The 19,240-nt window shown below is 69.3% G+C and carries 8 protein-coding genes; 6 read left to right on the forward strand and 2 right to left on the reverse strand.

The genetic code is table 11. From position 1 onward, the window contains the following. Positions 1-679: 679 nt before the first annotated feature. Both ACGFZW_RS18065 and ACGFZW_RS18070 read right to left on the reverse strand, forming a co-directional pair. Complete coding sequence (locus ACGFZW_RS18065; RefSeq protein ID WP_393894096.1) at positions 680-1,405, reverse strand: 4'-phosphopantetheinyl transferase; 726 nt, start codon at positions 1,403-1,405, stop codon at positions 680-682. Further along, positions 1,402-2,238 (reverse strand): metallophosphoesterase family protein, encoded by an 837-nt coding sequence (locus tag ACGFZW_RS18070; protein ID WP_393894097.1) that lies wholly within the window; start codon positions 2,236-2,238, stop codon positions 1,402-1,404. Before ACGFZW_RS18070 ends, ACGFZW_RS18065 begins: the two co-directional genes overlap by 4 nt. 439 nt (positions 2,239-2,677) lie before the next feature. On the opposite strand from ACGFZW_RS18070, the gene ACGFZW_RS18075 reads away from it, so the two are divergent. The 6 genes from ACGFZW_RS18075 to ACGFZW_RS18100 form a co-directional block, all read left to right on the forward strand. Then, positions 2,678-5,425: an AAA family ATPase gene (locus ACGFZW_RS18075; RefSeq protein ID WP_393894098.1), complete on the forward strand. Its 2,748-nt coding sequence runs from the start codon at positions 2,678-2,680 to the stop codon at positions 5,423-5,425. Positions 5,426-5,660: 235 nt separating this feature from the next. Continuing rightward, positions 5,661-6,536 carry a glucose-1-phosphate thymidylyltransferase RfbA gene (gene rfbA / locus ACGFZW_RS18080; RefSeq protein ID WP_393894099.1) on the forward strand — a complete coding sequence of 292 codons (876 nt, stop codon included), beginning with the start codon at positions 5,661-5,663 and terminating at the stop codon, positions 6,534-6,536. A gap of 4 nt (positions 6,537-6,540) precedes the next feature. After that, positions 6,541-7,518, forward strand: coding sequence for a dTDP-glucose 4,6-dehydratase (rfbB, locus tag ACGFZW_RS18085; RefSeq protein ID WP_393894100.1), 978 nt, complete (start codon positions 6,541-6,543; stop codon positions 7,516-7,518). 147 nt (positions 7,519-7,665) lie between these two features. After that, a complete protein-coding gene (locus ACGFZW_RS18090; protein WP_393894101.1) occupies positions 7,666-12,447 on the forward strand; it encodes a type I polyketide synthase in 4,782 nt (1,593 codons plus the stop codon). After that, positions 12,444-17,474, forward strand: a complete 5,031-nt coding sequence (locus ACGFZW_RS18095; protein ID WP_393894121.1) for a type I polyketide synthase — start codon at positions 12,444-12,446, stop codon at positions 17,472-17,474. Before ACGFZW_RS18090 ends, ACGFZW_RS18095 begins: the two co-directional genes overlap by 4 nt. Before the next feature lie 69 nt (positions 17,475-17,543). Further along, positions 17,544-19,240 (forward strand): type I polyketide synthase (locus ACGFZW_RS18100; protein WP_393894102.1); only part of this gene is annotated, 1,697 nt, incomplete at its 3' end.

Consider the following 19,240-nt stretch of genomic DNA (forward strand, 5'->3'; position numbering starts at 1 on the left):
ATCGTCCGTCGCTTCCCTGTGTCTTTGGTCTTTCCTCGCAGGGCTCGGCGTTCGATGACGCGCACCCGGGCACGGCCTGCGATCCGCTCGCCCACGCGTACAGACCGCTGCCCCTAAGGCAGGCTTCCCCAGCCTGGATGTTGAGCGCGTCCGCGACCTGAGTAATGCCTACTCGGGTCGCGGACGCGGCCCAGTAGCGTTCAGGGGAGAGGCGCTCGAGAAGACCGATTGCTGTCGCCACAGGGAGCAGTGGACCGACCGAGTATGCATGAGCACAACATCTGGTCGCGGAGCGGGAGACGGCGTGCGCCGGACTACCGCTTCTCGTCCCGCCGCCACTGAACGCGCCACCCGACGCCGCGAAAGTCTGCTGCTCGCGCTGCTCATTCCGGTCTCCCTTCCTCGTCGGTTGGGCCGCGGGCACCGTCACCGAACCCGCAGCACCCCAGACCCTTTACCTGGACGAAGACCGCCGACGAAATCCTCGACAAGGTCGCCGCCTTCTGCCACCGAATCTCTGACTCAGGTCACTGGTTCCAGCTGTAGTGGGAGGGGGGCCGCCGGCCAGGCCCGGGGAACACGGGCTTGATCCCGCTCGGATGAACGCGAGGGGCCTTCAGCGGTCGGCTGGGGCTGTGTGCGGGCAGTCGGTGATACCCGTTGTGAGGCTGCTGCGGGCTCACGGGTCGGCCACCGGCACGGTGACAGCAGCCACTACCAGACTCTCGGTTGCCAGCCACTGCCCGGAGAACCCGGTCACCGGCCGACCGAAGAGCTCCGGTCCGGGACGCAGGAGCCGGGCCGTGAACGTACGCTGCGACGGGTCGACGGTGAGGTGCGCTTCATCGAAGTCCAGCATGCAGTGAGCCAACGGGTACCACGCCTTGTAGACGGTCTCCTTCATGCTGAAGAGCAGGCGGTCCCAGTGCACTTCCGGGCGGACGCGCCGCAGCGTGTGGACCCACATCCGCTCCGCCGGCAGAGCCACCGCGTCCAGGACACCGGCCGGCAGGGGCTGGTTGACCTCGGCATCGATGCCGAGGGTCGCGATGTCGCAGGTGAGGGCAACCACGGCGGCACGGTATCCGGCACAGTGGGTGATGCTGCCGATCGCTCCGGACGGCCACCGTGGAGCGCCGCGTGGGTCGGCGAGAATCGGGCCCGTCGGCATCCCGAGCTCGGCCAGGGCCCGGCGGGCGCAGGTACGCCCAGTGGTGAACTCCGCACGACGGCCGGCGACGGACGTACGGATCAGCGCCTGCTCCTCAGGAGGGAGCGGGATGCCCGTGATGTCTGTTGTGGTCTCGGCGGAGGCGACGGAGTCCGGCAGTATGGCGCGGATCAGCGACGGCCCGTCGGTCGGCGTGCCGGCCGACGGGCCACGGCCTCCGGTGCCGACGCTCATGATCCCGCCGGAAGGATGCGGCGGGGAACGGTGCGCGGGTGGCCGGGGCGCCGCCATTCACGTGGATAGCCGACCGAGACCTCCTCGAACCGCACACCGTCGTGCCAGGTAGTGCGGGGGATATGCAGGTGCCCGTAGACCACTGCGGTGGCACGGAACCGTACATGCCAGTCGCTCGTACCTTCGGTGCCGCACCACTGGGCGAACTCCTGGTGTGTCAGGACCCTGGTGGGCTCACGGACCAGTGGGTAGTGGTTCATGAGCACCGTGGGGACATCCGGGTCGCAGGCCGAGAGTCGGCGCTCGGACTCCGCGAGCCTGGCCCGGCACCAGGCGTCACGGCTCGGGTAGGGGTCCGGATGCAGCAAAAATTCGTCAGAGCAGACGATCCCCGCCTCCTCCGCCTGGGCGAGCGACTGTTCCTTGGTGGCGGCGGTGGAGGTGCGGAAGGAGTAGTCGTACAGCACGAACAGGGGGGCCACGGTGACCGGCCCGTCCGGCCCCTGCCACTGCGCATAGGCGTCTTCGGGGGTAAGGACGTCCAGGCGCCGGCACATGTCGACGATGCGGCGATAGCGCTGCACGCCGCGGTCCTGGACCGGGTCCTCCCTCGGGGTCCACAGGTCGTGGTTGCCGGGCGACCAGATCACTTTGCGGAAGCGGGAGCGCAGAGTTCCCAGCGCCCACTCTATGTCGGCAAACATCTCGCCCACGTCGCCGGCCACCAGCAACCAGTCGTGGTCCGATTCCGGGCGGATTTTCTCAAGTCTGGCTCGGTTTTCGGGAAAGGCGACGTGCAGGTCGCTGATGCCGAGCAGTTGGCTGTGGGGCATCAGCCGGTGCGGCCAGGAAGGTGAGAGTGGAGACGGTCCCGCTTGAGTCTGTGGAGAGGTATCACGGCACCAGGCTACGGCGACCGGTCTCCTTGCGCGTACCCCTGTCCTCCCCCCCCGTGCCGCTGTCTTCGTAGGGGTGTGCCCGGACGCCTATGCGTATGAGATGAGTGATCATTACTCATGTCCCCACCCTTGTGCGTTGGGAGACTTCGGAACCGGGGAGGCGCTCGATCGCGGACCCCGGGGCGGTGCGGCGCCATCTCGACCAATACCCCCAGGGCGCGGGGGGATGTGAGCGGAATCCGATCACGGACATTCGCGAGGTGAACCCCCCTTTCGGGTTCGGAAGGTTGTCCGCGCCGAGTTCAGCTGGAGCCGAGACGCCCTGACAGCCCCTCGGTGTGTGGCGGATTTCATGGAGGAGTGACTGCCGAAAATGGCAGAGATGAACGATGGCGGGGCGCTGGGTGCGTCGGTCGGCAGAGGCGAACAATTGAGGGAACTCAGGGACAAGTTCTCTCGATGCCTTTCCGGTGCTGCCAGTACTGTGGTCCTCCAATGCCCGGCCGGATTCGGCAGGACGACACTTCTCTCGGAATTTGCGCGATACTTGAAACACTGCCGCGCCACCGTTCTTCGCATCACCGGAACCAGAGACGAGCAGGGAATTTCGCTGGCGGGCCTGCGACAGTTGCTCGATGAACCGGCTCTGCCGGCCCGTGTGGCTGAGCCGTTGCGCACCGTATTGGCCGGACGGCACGCCGCCGGGACCCCCGACGCGCCCGTCGGCCCGGCGGGCGCACGTGCCTTCTGCCTCGCGCTGCACGACCTTGCCGGACGCACCCCCGTGGTGATCATGGTGGACGACATGCAGTACGTCGACGGGGCGACGCTGCGCCACCTGCTTGCCGCCGTGTCCTTCGCACGCGCATCGCCACTGTTGCTCGTCCTGACGGAGTCCGAGCACGCGCGCCGAGATGATCCGGCGCTGCGCACGCTGTTCCTGCAGCAGCCGAACCTTGTCCGTATGTACCTTCCGCCGCTCAACCCCCAGGACGTCGCCGAGTTGCTCAACGGGACGCTCGGGCCGACCGAGTCGCAGCGGTGCGCTTCCGCCTGGTGGGCGGTCAGCGGTGGGAATCCGCTTCTCCTTAGGTCTTTGACGGAGGATCATCGCGCGGCCGCAGTCGGGCGGGCCCCGGCGTCCTGTGAGCCCCGGGTCGGCGAGGCATTCGTCGCGGCGGTGCGCAGCCTGCTGAAGCGTTCCGGGCCGCTCGCGGAGGACCTGTTCAAGGGCCTGTCGGTGCTGGGGCGGGCCGCGTCGCCCGAACTGCTGAGCCTCATGCTGGACGTCAGCCGCGGCGCGGTGAACGGAGGCCTGCAGGCACTCGGCGCGATCGGCCTGGTGGACGGCTGCAGGGTCCGCCATCCGTTGGTGCAGTCGACGTTGCTCGACGAATTGGCACCGCAGGTACGCGCTGCTCTGCACCACCGTGCGGCGGAGCTGCTGCACCGCACGGGCGGCAGCAGTCCGGAGGTTGCCGGGCACCTGCTGGCCGCCGGCGCCTCTGTCTCGTCCGCCCAGTGGGCCGTCGACGTCCTCAGGTGCGCAGCCGAGCAGGTTCTCGCGGGCGACGCACCGCTTGCGGTGCGCTTCCTGCAACTTGCCTGTGGCGCCTGCACCGACCCGGCGCACCGCGTCGAAATCCGGCTCCGGCTCGCGGCCGTTCTGCTGCGGCTGGACCCGTGCGCCGTCGAAGGCCACTTGGTGGAGCCCTTGGCGCTGCTGCGTGCCGGGACGCTGCCCGAATCCTGCGCCGGCCCGCTGGCCCGTCTGCTTCTCGCACTCGGGCGGTTCGACGACGCGCGGGGGACCCTGCACCGGTTCGATGGCGCAGGGGAGAACGTTCCCGATACGGCCGACGTGTACAGGGTTCTCAACACCTCACTCTTCCCCCCGTCGTTGACATCGGTGGCTGCCCCTCCGGCGGCATCTGCCGTGTCCCTCCCGGGACGCCGGATCCGCAATGAGCCGGCTCTCCTCGTTGCAGAGGGATCGCTCCAGCTCTTGGCACTCACCGAGGCGACGTTCGAGCCGGCGGCTACGGCCTTGTCCGCGCTGGTCCGGGGTGACCGGTCGGCCGGGATCGAAGCGTGGTGGGGGTCGCTGACCGGGGAGGCCCGGGGGTGGCAGACGCCAGGGTGGCGGACCATCCTTTCCATGATCCGTGGCGAGATGTTCCTTTGGCAGGGCAATCTGCACGAGGCGGTGGACTGCGCGGCTGCTTCGCTGGACGGCGTAGCGGAGGAGGTCGGGAGCGTGTTCGCTGCGGGAGCCCTGGCCACCCAAATCTTGGCCTACACGGCGATGGGGCGGCTGAGCGCCGCGGCCCGCCAGATCAGTCGCCCCGTGCGGGACAGTGTGTTCCGGAGCGTCTACGGACTGAAGTACTTGCGGGCGCGGGGGCATTACTACCTCGCGACCGGCCGGGCGCACGCCGCGCTGGGGGAATTCCTCACGGCGGGACGACTCGCCGAGCAATGGAAGGTCGACCAGCCCGTGCTCCTGCCCTGGAGCATGGACGCCGCGGAGGCATGGCTGCGGATCGGCGAGCGCGAGCCCGCCGAGCGCCTGATCAGGAGTCAGCTGACAAGAGCGGGTGGTTCCCGCGTCCGGGGGGCCGCCCTGCGTATGCACGCGGCCGTCAGCGAGCCTGCGCTGCGGCCCCGAACGCTGGCCCAGGCGGTGGCGGAGCTGGAGAGTTCCGGCGACCGGCTGGAACTGGCCCGTGCCCTGGCCGACCTCGGACGGGCGCACCGCGCGCTGGGCGAGTTCAGCAGAGCCGGCGTGATCACGGACCGGGCCTGGCAGATGGCCAAGGAATGCGGGGCCGACGCCCTGTGCGAAGCCATCCGTCCGGGGTGCCTCAAAGCGTACGAGCAGTCTCCGCCGGACGACGACAGGTCCAGCCCGATCTCCAAGCTCAGCGATTCGGAAACGCGAGTGGCCGCCCTCGCGGCACAGGGCTCCACGAATCGAGAGATCGCGGCCGAGCTGTACATCACGGTGAGTACCGTCGAGCAGCACCTCACCCGGGTCTACCGAAAGCTGAATATCCGGGGGCGGCGACAGCTCACGATGAACTTTGCTTTGAGCGCGGAGCACATCACCGTGGCCTCCTGAATCGCTTAACGGAATCAACCGGGTGCGGATGGTGACGGGGAATGGTCGCGTCCGCCGTCCCACCCCCCTGTCCTGCACGGAGAAACCCCTAAAAGAATCTCTGAAGTCGGTTTCGTCTCGCCTGCGTTGATAGTTTCGGTTGTGCCGGCGCAGCTGCTCCGACCTCACTTCCAGCCGGTTCAACCGCCACATCGGAGAAGTCAGAAATGCAGGTATTCGATCACCGGGAGTCCTGGTGAAGGGAATTGTGCTCGCCGGTGGCAGCGGCACCCGGCTGCACCCTTTGACGCGCGCGGTGTCAAAACAACTGCTTCCGGTTTACGACAAGCCGATGATTTACTATCCGCTGTCGGTGCTCATGCTGGGCGGCATACGTGACATCCTCATCATCTCGACGCCGGATCACCTCTCGCTCTTCCAGGTGTTGTTGGGCGACGGGTCGAATCTGGGGCTCAACATCGAGTACGCCGAGCAGCGGCAGGCCAATGGGATCGCCGAGGCGATGGTCATCGGCGCCGACCATATCGGCAGTGAATCGGTGGCGCTGGCCCTCGGGGACAACATCTTCCACGGTCCAGGGTTCTCGAAGCTGCTCCACGACCACACCCGACACGTCGACGGCTGTGTGCTCTTTGGCTATCCGGTGAGTGACCCCGAGCGTTACGGCGTCGGGGAGGTGGACAAGGGCGGGAAATTGCTGTCCATCGAGGAGAAGCCGTCCCACCCCCGATCCGATCTGGCCATCACCGGTCTGTACCTCTACGACAGTGACGTGGTCGACATCGCGAAGAACCTGTGCCCCTCCGCCCGGGGTGAACTCGAGATCACCGACGTGAACCGCATCTACCTGGAGCAGGGCAGGGCTCAGCTGGTGAACCTGGGCCGCGGCTTCGCCTGGCTCGACACCGGTACCCACGACTCGCTCCTCCAGGCCGGTCAGTACGTCCAGGTCCTGGAACAGCGACAGGGGGTGCGGATCGCCTGCCTGGAGGAGATCGCATTCCGCATGGGCTTCATCGACGCGGAAGCCTGCTACGCGCTGGGAGCTCAACTGAACAAGTCCGGGTACGGCGAGTACCTGAAAGACGTCGCGTCGAAAGGTGTGAGATAGCCCCGTGCGCATTTTGGTGACCGGAGGGGCGGGCTTCATCGGCTCGCACTTCGTACGGCAGACGCTGACCGGCTTTTACCCGGCATTCGCGCAGGCCGATGTGGTGGTGCTGGACAAGCTCACCTACGCCGGCAACGAGACGAACCTGGCCGCGGTCGCCGGCTCCCGGCTGCGTTTCGTCCGGGGCGACATCTGTGACAGACCGCTGGTCGAGGAACTGATGCGCGGCACGGACCTCGTCGTCCACTTCGCCGCCGAGTCCCACGTCGACCGGTCGATCGCCGGCTCGGCCGAGTTCGTGATGGCCAATGTGGTGGGAACCCACACGCTCTTGCAGGCCGCGACCGACGCTGCGGTGCCGAAGTTCGTCCACGTCTCGACCGACGAGGTCTACGGCTCCATCGACGCGGGTTCCTGGAGCGAAGAGGAGCCGCTCCAGCCCAACTCCCCGTATTCGGCGTCCAAAGCGTCTTCGGACCTGCTGGCCCGGGCGTACCACCGAACGCACGGGCTGCCAGTCTGTGTCACCCGTTGCTCGAACAACTACGGCCCGTACCAGCATCCGGAGAAGTTCGTCCCGTTGTTCATCACCAACCTGATGGACGGCCGCAAAGTGCCGCTGTACGGGGACGGCGGGAACGTCCGGGATTGGCTCCATGTCGAAGACCACTGTCGGGGGATCGCCCTGGTCGCTGAGGGCGGTGAACCGGGCGAGATCTACAACATCGGCGGCGGCACGGAATTGACCAACCGTGCGTTCGTGGACCGGCTGCTCGATGCTTTCGGATTGGACGACTCGATGGTGAATCGGGTGCCTGACCGAAAGGCGCACGACGGTCGGTATTCGGTGAATATCGACAAGATTCGCAGCCGATTGGGATATGCCCCGCAGGTCTCGCTCGAGACCGGATTGGCGGCGACCATCCGCTGGTACACGGAGAACCGTGACTGGTGGGAACCGCTGAGGCGCCCCCAAGGCTGAGATACGCGCAGGAGGGGGTCATTTCGCTGATCAGGTGTTGGTTCGCTGACGGTGGCTGAATAACCTCCCATGAGTTACCCACTTATTCTTTAACGTTGATTTTTCTGTGGAAAGGCGATCCGAATCGTGATGTCTGGGAACCCCGAGATGCAAAACGATCCGATCGCCGTCGTCGGGCTGTCCTGCCGTCTTCCGCAGGCGTCCACGCCGGACGAATTCTGGAAACTGCTCCGTGACGGTGTCGACGTCATCACCGAAATATCCGAGGCTCGCTGCCGGACCACCGGACTCACCCCGGAGTCCGGCCGCGGTGGATTCCTCAGCCAGGTCGATCGATTCGACCCGGAGTTCTTCGGCATCTCGCCGAGGGAAGCCGCGGCCATGGACCCGCAGCAGCGCCTCATGCTCGAACTCAGCTGGGAGGCGCTGGAGGACGCGGGCTCCGTCCCGGCCTCGCTGACAGGAAGCCGGACCGGTGTGTTCGTCGGTGCCATCGCGGACGACTACGCGGCCCTGCAGCACCAGCAGGGTCTGCCTGCCGTCACCCAGCACTCGCTGACCGGACTGCAGCGCAGCATCATCGCCAACCGCATTTCGTACATCCTCGGGTTGCGCGGCCCCAGCATGGTCGTGGACACCGGCCAGTCGTCGTCGCTGGTCGCCGTCCATATGGCATGCGACAGTCTCCGTCGCGGAGAGTCGCACAGGGCGCTGGCCGGCGGCGTCAACCTCAACATCGCCCCCGAGAGCTTTGCGGGCGCATCGAAATTCGGCGCCCTGTCACCCGACGGCCGCTGCTACACCTTTGACGCCCGGGCCAATGGTTACGTGCGCGGTGAGGGCGGTGCTCTCGTCGTCCTGAAGCCGCTTTCGCGGGCGGTCGCCGACGGCGACCGGATCCACTGCCTGATCGAGGGCTCCGCCATCAACAACGACGGCGGCGGTCTCAGCCTCACCACGCCGGACCAGGCGGGTCAGGAAGAGGTGCTGCACGAGGCGTACCGGCTCGCCGGGGTCGATCCGGCCGAGGTGCAGTACGTGGAGCTGCACGGCACCGGTACCAAGGTCGGTGACCCGGTCGAGGCGGCAGCGCTCGGAACCGTTCTGGGCGGGGCCCGGACAGCGGACACCCCGCTGCGGGTCGGCTCCGCCAAGACCAACGTCGGCCACCTGGAGGGGGCAGCCGGGATCACGGGCCTGCTCAAGGCCGTTCTGTCCATCCGGAATCAGGAACTCCCTCCGAGCCTCCACTTCGAGACGCCCAACGCCGCCATTCCACTGGACGCATGGAACCTCCGGGTCCAGACGGAACGGGAAGAGTGGCCGCGCGCTGACGGCGGGCCGCTGCTCGCTGGCGTCAGCTCGTTCGGCATGGGCGGCACCAACTGCCACATGGTGCTGTCGAGCTGGTCAGGGTCCGCGGAGCCAAAGGATCCCGCGGTGCCGGGTGGTGTTGGTGTGGTGGTGCCGTGGGTGGTGTCGGGTCGGTCGGTGGGTGCGTTGCGGGCGCAGGCGGAGCGGTTGCGTGAGCATGTGGCCTTGTCTCCGGGAGTGTCGCTGGTTGATGTGGGTTTTTCGTTGGCGACGGGGCGTGCGGTGTTCGAGCACCGTGCTGTGGTGGTCGGCCGGGAAAAGGAAGAATTGCTCGCCGGATTGCAGGAGTTGGCGTCTGGGCGGGCGCCGGGGTCGCAGGCCTTTGATGCTTTGACGGCGTTTTTGTTTACGGGTCAGGGTGCGCAGTGTGTGGGGATGGGCCGGGAGTTGTATGGGGTGTTCCCGGTGTTTGCTGCTGCGTTTGATGAGGTGTGTGCGGCGGCGGATGGGCTTTTGGGGTGTTCGCTGCGCGAAGTGGTGTTCTCCGGTGTGGCGGGGCCTGGTGGGGTTCCGTTGTTGGAGGGGACGGGTTTTGCTCAGGTGGGGTTGTTTGCTTTTGAGGTGGCGTTGTTCCGGTTGGTGGAGTCGTGGGGTGTGCGGCCGGATTTTGTGATGGGGCATTCGGTGGGGGAGTTGGCTGCGGCGTTTGTTGCGGGGGTGTGGTCGCTTGAGGATGCGGTGGCTCTGGTGGTGGCGCGTGGTCGCCTGATGCAGGCGTTGCCTGACGGTGGGGCGATGGTGTCGGTGGTGGCTTCGGAGGAGGAGGTCGCGCCGTTCTTGGTGGGGTGTGGGGAAGGGGTGTCGGTGGCTGCGGTGAACGGTCCGCGGTCTGTGGTGTTGTCGGGTATTGAGGATGCGGTGTGTGGGGTGGTGGCTTCGGGCGGTTGGAAGTCATCGCGTCTGCGGGTTTCTCATGCTTTTCATTCGGCGTTGGTGGAGCCGATGTTGGAGGACTTCCGGCGGGTTGTTGAGGGGGTGGTGTTTCGGGAGCCGCGCCTGGGCTTGGTGTCGAATGTGACGGGTGAGGTGGCTTCGTCGGGGTTGGTGTGTTCGGCGGAGTACTGGGTGCGTCATGTGCGGGAGGCGGTGCGCTTTCACGACGGGATGCGTGCACTGTCGGCTCGCGGGGTGAATCGGTTTGTGGAGTTGGGTCCGGCCGGTGTTCTTTCCGCGATGGGTGAGTCGTGCGTTGAGGAGGGCGAGTTCATTGCGTTCTCGCGGAAGGGTCGGGGTGAGGAGGAGTCGGCGGTAGCGGCATTGGGCCGGATGCACGTCGCGGGGATTGAGGTCGATTGGCGGGCGTTCTTCGAGGGGCGTGGTGCGCGTCGGGTGGATCTGCCGACGTACGCCTTCCAACGCGACCGCTACTGGTTCGAGACCCCGTCTGTCCCCGATGCGCCCGTGGCCGCACCACACGACAGGTCCGTCGACGCCGGCTTCTGGGACGCGGTGGAGCGCCAGGACCTCGCGGCGCTGGCCGCGATGCTCGAAGTCGACCCCGCCACACCACTGAGCGGCATGGTGCCCCTGATGTCCTCATGGCACCGCAAGCAGAACGACCACGCCGTCACGGAAGCCTGGCGGTACCGGATCGCCTGGCATCCGGTGGCCGGCGAGCCGCGAGGCTCGCTGTCCGGCACCTGGCTGGTAGCGGTTCCGGCCGCAGCAAACGGCAGCGAGGCGCAGGCCGCCGTGCTGCGGGGGCTACAGGAGCGCGGAGCACGCGCGATAGCCGTCGAGCTGCCCGAGGACGACCGCGATGCGGTTGCCGCACGACTGCGGTCGGCGGCCGCCGGGGAGATGCCGGAGGGTGTGCTGTCCCTGCTCGCCCTCGCCGATAATCCCCACCCCCGCTATCCGGTGCTGTCGTACGGTCTGGCGCTGAACCTTGCGCTGGTGCAGGCGCTGGGGGACATGGAGGTCAACTGCCCCCTGTGGCTCGCGACCCGAGGTGGCGTCTCGGTGAGCCCGACCGATCCCGTCGACCGTCCCGAGCAGGCAGCTGTCTGGGGCCTGGGCCGTGTGGTCGGTCTGGAGCATCCCGAGCGCTGGGGCGGCCTGGTCGATCTGCCGAGCGTGGTCGACGAGCGCGCCGCCGCGCGGCTGGCCGGAGTGCTCGCCGCCGCGGGCGACGAGGACCAACTCGCGGTGCGTGCCGCGGGACTCTTCGTACGGCGGTTGGTGCACGCTCCGCTGGGGGCGTTGCCCGATCAGGAGAAGTGGCAGCCGAACGGCACCGTTCTCATCACCGGCGGTACCGGCGGCCTGGGAGCTCAGGTGGCCCGCTGGCTGGCCCGCACCGGGGCGGAACACCTGGTTCTCACCAGCCGGCGCGGTGCCACGGCGCCGGGTGCCGCGGACCTGGCGGCCGAGCTGACGTGTCTTGGCGCCCGGGTGACGGTCGCCGCGTGCGATGTCGGCGACCGTGAGGCGCTGGCGGGGTTGCTGGACGGCTTGGCGGCCGACGGTTCACCGGTGCGTGCGGTGTTCCACGCCGCCGGGGTGGTCGTTTTCCGGCAGGTCGCCGACAGCAGCCCGGCCGATTTCGCGGCCATGGCCGAGGGCAAGGTCTCCGGTGCCGTTCATCTCGACCAGCTGCTCGACCAAGCCCATGTCGACGCCTTCGTGCTCTTCTCGTCCGTCGCGGCGGCCTGGGGGAGCGGCGGCCAGGGCGCGTACGCGGCGGCCAACTCCTTCCTGGACGCGCTCGCCGAGAAGCGCCGGGCCCGTGGCCTGGCGGCGACATCGGTGGCCTGGGGCCCCTGGGCGGACAAGGGCATGATCGAGGGCGAGGGTGTGGAGGAGCATCTGAGCCGCAGGGGTCTGCCTCCGATGGCACCGGACCTGAGTGTCGCGGCCCTGCACGGCGCGCTGGCCCGCCAGGAGACGACGCTGATTCTCGCGGATGTCCGCTGGGATCGATTCCATCCCGCTTTCACCGCTGCCCGCCGTAGCCCCCTGCTCGACGAACTGCCGGAGGTACAGCGGGTGCGGGAGGGATCCCGAGAGCCCGAGGACACCGTGCAGCAGAGCATCGGCAGCGCGAAGGACGGTCTTGCCGCACTGCCGGAGGCCGAACGGGAGCGGATGCTGACGGATCTGGTGCGTACGCACACCGCAGCCGTCCTGGGCCACTCCACACCGGCTGCGATAGCCGACGACCGGGCCTTCAAGGAGCTCGGCTTCGACTCGCTCACGGCGGTGGAGCTGCGCAACCGGCTGAACGCCGCCACCGGACTGCCGCTGCCCGCCACGCTGATCTTCGACTGTCCCTCGCCGGCGTCGCTCGCCCGGTTCCTTCTGACCGAGCTGTTCCCGGAACAGCCGGCGACGGCCGCATCGGTCTTCGAGGAACTGGACCGGTGGGAGAAGGCCCTGGGGGAGATCACGGCGGCCACCGGCGTACGCGAGCGGCTCGCCACCCGCCTGCAGGACCTGGCGGCTCTGCTGGGCAGTACGCCGCAGAGCGGCGGGGCCTCGGTCGAGGAGCAGTTGATGACGGCCTCCGCCGACGAAGTCTTCCACCTGATCGACAACGAGTTCGGGGCGTCCTGATGGCCAACGAGCAAGAAGCCAAGCTTCTCGGCTACCTCAAGCGGGTCACCGCTGATCTGCATCGTGCCCGGCAGCGCCTCCAGGAGGTGGAGGACAAAGAGCGGGAGCCGATCGCCATCGTGGGCATGGGCTGTCGCTTCCCCGGCGGGGTGCGCTCGCCCGAGGACCTGTGGGAACTGGTCGCCGACGGCCGGGACGCGGTCTCCGCATTCCCCACCGACCGAGGCTGGGACCTGGAAGGGCTCTACGACCCGGACCCAAGCACATCCGGCACCTGCTACACCCGGCAGGGCGGATTCCTCTACGAGGCCGGGCAGTTCGATCCGGCATTCTTCGGGATCTCGCCACGTGAGGCACTGGCCATGGACCCTCAGCAGCGGCTGCTGCTGGAGGTTTCCTGGGAGGCCGTCGAACGTGCGGGGATCGACCCGCTGTCGCTGAAGGGGGAGCGGGCCGGCGTCTTCGTCGGCGCGACCTCGTTCCAGTACGGAGGGGACCCGGCCCTGGCGGCCCGGAGCGTCGAGGGCCACCTCCTGATCGGCAACGTCACCAGCGTGGCCTCCGGCCGTATCGCGTACACCCTCGGCCTGGAGGGTCCCGCCGTCACGCTCGACACCGCGTGCTCGTCGTCGCTGGTGACCCTGCACCTCGCGGCCGAGTCACTGCGGCGGGGAGAGAGTTCGCTCGCGCTGGCCGGCGGAGCCGCGATCATGGCGAATCCAGGCGTCTTCGTCGAGTTCAGCCGCCAGCGGGGCCTGGCTCCCGACGGCCGCTGCAAGCCCTTCGCCGCTGCCGCCGACGGCACCGGCTGGGGCGAGGGTGTGGGCATGGTGCTGCTGGAGCGACTGTCCGACGCGCGCCGCAACGGACATCCGGTGCTCGCCGTCGTGCGGGCCAGTGCGATCAACCAGGACGGAGCGAGCAACGGCCTCAGCGCACCCAACGGTGCCGCCCAGCAGCGCGTCATCGAGCAGGCACTGGCCGCCGCCGGGCTGACCCACGCCGACGTCGACCTGGTGGAGGCGCACGGCACCGGCACCCGGCTCGGCGACCCCATCGAGGCCCAGGCATTGCTGGCCACCTACGGCCGGGGGCGCCCGGCCGGCCGGCCGCTGCGGCTCGGTTCGCTGAAGTCCAACATCGGCCACACGCAGGCGGCCGCCGGCATCGGCGGAATCATCAAGACCGTCCTGTCGATCCGTCAGGGGCTGATGCCCCGGACCCTCCACGTCGACGAGCCCTCGCACGCTGTGGACTGGTCCGCCGGATCGGTGTCGCTGCTCGGCGAAGCAACGCCGTGGCCGGACCGGGGGCGGCCCCGCCGGGGCGCGGTGTCGGCCTTCGGAGTGAGCGGCACCAATGCCCATGTGATCCTCGAACAGGCGCCGGACGGGGAACCGGAGCCGGCAGCCGGGGGAGCGGAGCCGGCCACGTCGGTGCTCTCCGGCGCCGCGGGCGCGATGCCTCCGGGGCCGCTGCCGTGGCCCTTGGCCGGCCGTACCGAGGCAGCGTTGCGGGCCCGCGCCGTAGAGCTACGGCAACACCTGGACCGGTACCCCGAGGCCGACCCGGCCGACATCGGACCGGCACTGGCCCGTACGCGGTCCGCGTTCGAGCACCGTGCGGTGGTCGTCGGCCGGACCCGGGAGGACTTCCTGGCGGGCCTCGACGCGCTCGCCGCCGGATGCTCGGCCGCAGGACTGGCCAAGGGCGTCACGGTCAACACCACCAGGCCGGTCTTCCTCTTCCCCGGCCAGGGATCACAGTGGGCCGGCATGGCAGGCGAACTGAGCACCACCTCACCCGTGTTCGCCCGGTCGATGGCCGACTGCGGTCGGGCCCTGGCACCGTTCACGGACTGGTCGCTGGCGGAGGTGGTACGGGGCGCTCCGGGCGCGCCCTCGATGGAGCGGGTGGACGTGGTGCAGCCGCTGCTGTTCGCGGTGATGGTGTCGCTTGCGGCCCTGTGGCGCTCGTACGGTGTGGAGCCCGCTGCCGTGGCGGGCCACTCCCAGGGCGAGATCGCGGCAGCGTGTGTGGCGGGCGCCCTGACCCTGGAGGACGCGGCCCGTGTGGTGGCGCTGCGCAGCCAGGCGCTGCGGGCTCTGTCGGGACGCGGCGGAATGATGTCGGTCTCGCTGCCGCAGGACGAACTCACCGGACGCATGGCGCCATGGGGCGAGCGCCTGTCGCTCGCCGCCGTCAACGGGCCCTGCTCCATGGTGGTCTCCGGTGAACCCGAGGCGTTGCGCGAGCTGTTGGCGTCGTGCGAGTCCGACGGCGTCCGGGCGAGAACCATTCCCGTCGACTACGCCTCACACTCGCGGCAGGTGGAGCACATCCACGGACAGTTGCTGGAACTCCTCGCGCCGATCAGTCCCCGCCCGTCCGGCACCGCCTTCTACTCGACGGTCACCGGCGAACCGATCGACACCGAGGGCCTCGACGCGGACTACTGGGCCCGCAACCTTCGGCAGACCGTCCAGCTGGAGCGGGCGACCCGCCGGATGCTGGACGCGGGCCACCGGGTGGTCATCGAGGTCAGCCCCCATCCCGTACTGACCTTCGCGGTGCAGGAGACCGCCGAGGCCGCCGGCACCGATGCCGTCGTGATCGGCTCGCTGCGCCGTGACGAGGGTGGCCTCGACCGACTGCTGCTGTCGCTGGCGCAGGCGTACGTCCGCGGTGTCGCGGTCGACTGGGCAGCGGTCTTCCCCGGACGCCGGACCCGTCCCGTCGACCTGCCCACCTACCCCTTCCAACGCCGCCGCTACTGGCTGGAGACCCCGGCCCCGAAGTCCGGCGGCGCGGACGACCCCGCGGAAGCCGCCTTCTGGGCAGCGGTGGACAGCGAGGACCTTCCGGCACTCGCGGCGACGTTGGGGATGGACACCGGGACCGGGACCACCAGCACGGTCCCGGAGACCGCAGGCTCCGCCACTGCCACCGCCCTGGAGAGGGCGCTTCCCGTGCTGTCCGCGTGGCGCCGACACAAGGCGGACCGGTCGGCGTTGGACTCCTGGCGCTATCGGATCGGCTGGCGGCCGCTCCCGGAGTCCGCCGTCACGTCGCTCGGCGGCACCTGGCTTGTCGCCGTACCGGCAGCAGGTGCCGCGGACCAGCGGGCGGCAGCCGTTCTCACCGGCCTCACCGCACTCGGCGCGGACATCCTCCCCGTCGAGGTCGCCGCCGGTACGGACCGAACCGGCCTCGCAGAGCGGATCGGCGGGATGCTGAAGGAATCCGCCGGGCCGCGACCGGCCGGGGTGCTGTCGCTGCTCGCCCTCGACGACGACCGGCAGACCGAGGTTGCGCAGACCGAGGCCCCGGCCATGCCTGTGGGGCTCGCTCTCACCCTGACGCTGACCCAGGCACTGGGTGATGCCGGGATCGAGGCGCCGCTGTGGCTCGCGACCCGGGGAGCGGTGGCGACCTCCGACTCCGACCGGCTCGACAGTCCCGCCCAGGCCGCCCTCTGGGGGCTGGGCGCGGTGATCGGCCTGGAGTCGCCGCAGCGCTGGGGCGGTCTGGTGGATCTGCCGACGGTCTTCGACCACCGGGCGCTGACCCGGCTGACGGCTGTGCTGGCCGAGCAGACGGACGGAGACGACCGGCAGCCCGAGAACCAGCTCGCAGTGCGCGACGCAGGCGTGTTCGCCCGGCGGCTCCTGCGGAGCGCTGCACGCCCGGCGGGAGACGCCTGGAAGCCGAGCGGCACCGTATTGATCACCGGTGGAACCGGCGGCGCAGGCTCCGAACTCGCCCGCAGACTGGCCCGGGAGGGCGCACAGCACCTGCTGCTGATCAGCCGCCGCGGCATCGCGGCACCAGGCGCCACCGAACTGGAGGCGGAACTCGCGGCGTCCGGCGCCCGGGTCACGGTCGCGGCCTGCGATGTCGCAGATCGCGCCGCGCTCGCACGGCTGCTGGACTCCCTGCCCGAGGACCTGCCGTTGACCGCCGTGGTGCACGCCGCGGGTGTACTCGACGACGGTGTCCTGGACTCCCTGACGGCCGAACAGGTCGGCCGGGCCTTGCGGCCCAAGGTGACCGGGGCGCACCACCTGCACGAGCTCACCAAGGACCGCGACCTATCCGCCTTCGTGCTCTTCTCCTCCATGGCCGGCACCGTGGGCGCAGCCGGTCAGGGGAGCTACGCCGCCGCGAACGCCGTCCTGGACGCGCTCGCCCAGCAGCGTCACGCGGACGGCCTGGCCGCAACTTCGGTGGCCTGGAGCGCCCTCGCCGAGGGAGGCATGGTCGACGAGGCGATGGCGGAGCAGCTGCGTCGCCGCGGCGCGGCCCCGATGGCCGGCGACCGTGCCGGCGACGCCCTGCTCCAGGCGGTCTCCCGGGAAGAGCCGTTCCAGGTCGTCGCCGACCTCGAATGGGGCCGGTTCGCCCCCGCGCTCGCCGGTGGACGACTGCTGTCTCTGCTGCGCGACCTCCCGGAGGCCCGCGAGGCCCTCGAATCCGAGAGCGGGCCGACGGGTGAGGACTCCGGTGACTCCGCGGCCCTGTTGCGACGCCTCACCGGACTGGGCGACGCCGACCGGGAACGGGTCCTGCTCGACCTGGTCCGATCGTTGGCCGCCGTCGTGCTGGGCCACGCCCACTCCGCAGCTGTCGACGCCGACCGGGCCTTCAAGGAGCTGGGCTTCGACTCGCTCACCGCGGTGGAGCTGCGCAACCGCCTCGGCGCGGCTACCGGACTCAGGCTGCCGGTCACGCTGGTCTTCGACCATCCCACTGCCGCCGCGCTCGCCGCCCATCTCGACACCGAACTCCTTCCCGGCGGCGGCTCGCCCGCCACGCCCGTCCTCGCGGATCTGGACCGGGTCGAGGCATCCCTGGTCGGGCTGGAACTCGACGAGGACGCCCGTGCCGCGGTCTCCGAGCGGCTGCAGTCCCTGTGGCGCACCTGGGCCGGCGACGCGGATCGGCAGAACACCGTCGACGACCTCGATGTGGCCACCGACGAGGAGATGTTCGACCTGCTCGACCAGGAACTCGACGACATCTCCTGAACCACCGCACACCGACCCACAGGCACAGTCACCGCCTTCCCTTCACGGTCTTCGAGGAGCTCACAAGTGATGGAGAACGAAGCGAAGCTTCGCGACTACCTCAAGCGGACCACCGCACATCTGCGCGTGGCACGTCAGCGCCTGGACGACATCCAGGAGCAGGAGCACGAGCCGATCGCCATCGTGGCGATGGGCTGCCGGTTCCCCGGTGGCGTGTCCACGCCCGAGGATCTGTGGGACCTCGTCGCCCAAGGGCGGGACGCCATCGGGCCGTTCCCGGACGACCGGGGCTGGGACCTGGACGCCCTCTACGACCCGGACCCCGACCGCAAGGGCAAGACGTACGTCCGTGAGGGCGGATTCCTGGACGACGTCGACCGGTTCGACGCTCCGTTCTTCGGCATCTCCCCGCGCGAGGCACTGTCCATGAACCCCCAGCAGCGCCTGCTGATGGAGGTCTCCTGGGAGACTCTGGAGCGCGCCGGCATCACTCCCGCCTCGCTGCGCGGCAGCCGCACGGGAATGTTCATCGGGGCCACGGACTTCGACTACGGCACCAATGTGACGGACCTTCCGGACGGGCTGGAAGGCCAGATGTCACTGGGCGCCTCGGGCGCCATTCTCTCCGGTCGGGTCTCGTACACCCTCGGGTTCGAGGGGCCGGCCCTCACGGTCGACACGGCGTGTTCGTCGTCGCTCGTGGCCCTGCACCTGGCCTGTCAGTCGTTGCGCAAGGGCGAGTCGTCGATGGCGCTGACCGGTGGGACGACGGTGATGGCCACCCCGACCGGGTTCGTCGAATACAGCCGACAGCGGGCCCTGTCCCCGACTGCCCGCTGCCGGGCTTTCTCCGCGGCGGCGGACGGCACCGTCTGGGCAGAGGGTGTCGGTGTGCTGTTGCTGGAGCGGCTGTCGGAGGCGCGGCGCAACGGGCATCCGGTGCTGGCGGTGGTGCGGGGAAGTGCGATCAATCAGGACGGTGCGAGCAATGGCCTCACGGCGCCCAACGGTCGCGCGCAGCAGCGGGTGATCCGGGCGGCGTTGGCCGATGCGCGGCTGAAGCCGGAGCAGGTGGCGGTGGTGGAGGCGCACGGTACGGGTACGACGCTGGGTGATCCGATCGAGGCGGGGGCGCTGCTGGCGACCTACGGTCAGGGGCGCTCTGCCGACCGGCCGCTGTGGTTGGGGTCGTTGAAGTCCAACATCGGACACGCGGCGGCGGCCTCCGGTGTCGGTGGCGTCATGAAGATGGTGATGGCCATGCGGCACGGGGTGCTGCCGGCGACGCTGCATGCGGAGGAGCGGTCGGAGAAGGTCGACTGGGAGTCCGGTGCGGTGTCGTTGCTGACGGAGGCGCAGCAGTGGCCGGCCGGCGAGGAGCCCCGCCGGGCGGGTGTGTCCTCCTTCGGCGCCAGCGGTACCAACGCCCACACGATCATCGAGGAGCCCCCGGCGGACGCGCGTACGGAAACGGCCCGCGACGCCGAGTCCCCGGGCGAGTCCGTCCAGGGCCGCGAGACGGCTGACGGCCTCAGCGGGCTCACCGACCCTGCTCCTGTGTTGGGTTCGGGGGTGGTGCCGTTGGTGGTGTCGGCGCGGAGTGTGGGGGCGTTGCGGGGTCAGGGTGAGCGGTTGGCGGTGTGTGTGGCTGCCGCTGCCGCTGCTGGTGCTGGTGGCGCTGGTGTGGGGGAGGTGGGTTTTTCGTTGGTGTCGTCGCGGTCGGTGTTTGAGCATCGGGCGGTGGTGTTGGCGGGGGATGGGGTTGG

Origin of the sequence: Streptomyces sp. NPDC048248, assembly GCF_043201875.1 — a bacterium.
GTDB lineage: Bacteria > Actinomycetota > Actinomycetes > Streptomycetales > Streptomycetaceae > Streptomyces.

Excerpts from the sequence above, each read along its gene's own strand:
- ACGFZW_RS18065 (WP_393894096.1), bottom strand. The coding sequence starts at position 1,405 with ATGAGCGTCGGCACCGGAGGCCGTGGCCCGTCGGCCGGCACGCCGACC.
- ACGFZW_RS18070 (WP_393894097.1), bottom strand. The coding sequence starts at position 2,238 with ATGCCCCACAGCCAACTGCTCGGCATCAGCGACCTGCACGTCGCCTTT.
- ACGFZW_RS18075 (WP_393894098.1), top strand. The coding sequence starts at position 2,678 with ATGGCAGAGATGAACGATGGCGGGGCGCTGGGTGCGTCGGTCGGCAGA.
- ACGFZW_RS18090 (WP_393894101.1), top strand. The coding sequence starts at position 7,666 with ATGCAAAACGATCCGATCGCCGTCGTCGGGCTGTCCTGCCGTCTTCCG.